Below are 1,446 nucleotides of genomic sequence, written 5' to 3' on the forward strand. Positions count from 1 at the left end.
ACCTCTGACTTCAGCTCTCACCGGCCACCAGGCCGGTGCTGGCTGGCTACAGGCGAAGAGCCTGCCCCGAGGGGCAGGCCGAGCCGATGGCGAGGGTCAGCCCTCGCACTTGGCGAACTGGAAGCGCCCGCGATGCGGGAAGACGCGCACCGCTTCCATGGCGCGGTCGCCCACCGCCACCGTCCACTGTCGCTGCTCGCGCGCTCCCTCGATGCGCGTCAGGTGGATGCGCTCGGGCTCCGTGCAGTAGAACGAGGCGATCAGGCGCTTGGCGCCGTCGAGCGTCGGCGAGCTGCCCAGCAGCATGCCACGCGTCTTGAGTGCGCCCGTGGTGTCGGCGGTGATGGTCATCGGAGATCCTTTCTGCGGGCGGGATTGCCCGACACCTCGGGATCGGCCCGCAGCGCAGCGGTCAAGGGTCGTGACGGCCATCGGCCGCAAGCCTGGCTGGCCAGGCGCAGCCCTTGAGGGCGAGAACGGGCTGGTAGGCTGTGTCGTAGCAGCAAGCCCACCCACCCCACCGTCAGCGGCCCTAGGCCGCTCCGAACCAGGGCGCAAGCCCGGCGAGATACGCCGGGTCGCCGTCCAGGCGCTCGGCATCGGCGGCCACGTGCGGTTTCGCGCGCGAAACCTCGATTTCATCCCTCGCCGGCAGGAGGCCGGCGCCTTTGGTCGTTTGCTGGAGTGTGTTCGGTCATGTCAATCAAACCAACGGATGACGGGCAATGGAAAGTAGATGTTCAGCCTGGCGGCCGTGGTGGACGCAGGGTCAGGAAGACCCTGCCCACCCGTGCCGAGGCGGTAGCGTGGCAGCGCTGGGCAATGCAGCAACACGGGAAGGAATTGCCGTGGAACGCTGCGGCCATCGCTCAAGCGCTGCGCTCCACGGTTGACGAGGCCTGCCGTTTGATGAGCTATGGCGACACTGATGAGTTCAAGTCGCGCGTCAAAGAGATCCCGAAGTTGCTGGGAAAAGGGGCTTACATCTATGTGATGCGGTGCCCATCTCATGTCCGCGACCTTTACAAGATCGGCTTCACCACAGTCAACCCGGAACAGCGCGCTGCTGAGTTGTCAGGAGTCACAGCCTCGCCGGTTCGATTCGAGGTGGTGGAAGCCTGGATCGTCACGGATGCGAAGGCAGCCGAAGCCAGCGTGTTTCGCGCCCTGGACGCTCGGCGCGCGAACAAGAGCCGCGAATTTTTCTTCGGCCGCTATCGGGACATTCGGGCTGACCTTTGGGAAGCCATCAAGCCCTGGGCGGCGTAGTCGCCCACGCGCGAAGCGCATGGCGGGGGATGCCCCGGTGGCGGGGGCGCCTAGCGCCCCAAGAACCGCCGCACTCGGGGGGTCGATCCCCCCGAGGGTGGAAGCCGCCCCACCCTCCCGGCGCTACAGGCTCAGGCTGGCCTGGGCGTTCGCCTCGGCGGCCAGTTGGGCGTGGAT

The 1,446-nt window shown here is 67.0% G+C and carries 2 protein-coding genes; one reads left to right on the forward strand and one right to left on the reverse strand.

The annotated features are described in order from the left end of the window. Nucleotides 1-96: 96 nt before the first annotated feature. Nucleotides 97-351 carry a hypothetical protein gene (locus I73_RS09015; RefSeq protein ID WP_022980310.1) on the reverse strand — a complete coding sequence of 85 codons (255 nt, stop codon included), beginning with the start codon at nt 349-351 and terminating at the stop codon, nt 97-99. A 345-nt stretch (nt 352-696) separates the two neighbouring features. Here I73_RS09015 and I73_RS30850 point away from each other — a divergent pair, with 345 nt between their 5' ends. Further along, on the forward strand, nt 697-1,269 hold the full coding sequence (locus tag I73_RS30850) for a GIY-YIG nuclease family protein (RefSeq protein WP_083876648.1): 573 nt from the start codon (nt 697-699) through the stop codon (nt 1,267-1,269). Nucleotides 1,270-1,446 lie beyond the last annotated feature (177 nt).

The sequence above is a fragment of the Ideonella sp. B508-1 genome (assembly GCF_000333615.1).
Classification (GTDB): Bacteria; Pseudomonadota; Gammaproteobacteria; order Burkholderiales; family Burkholderiaceae_C; genus Ideonella.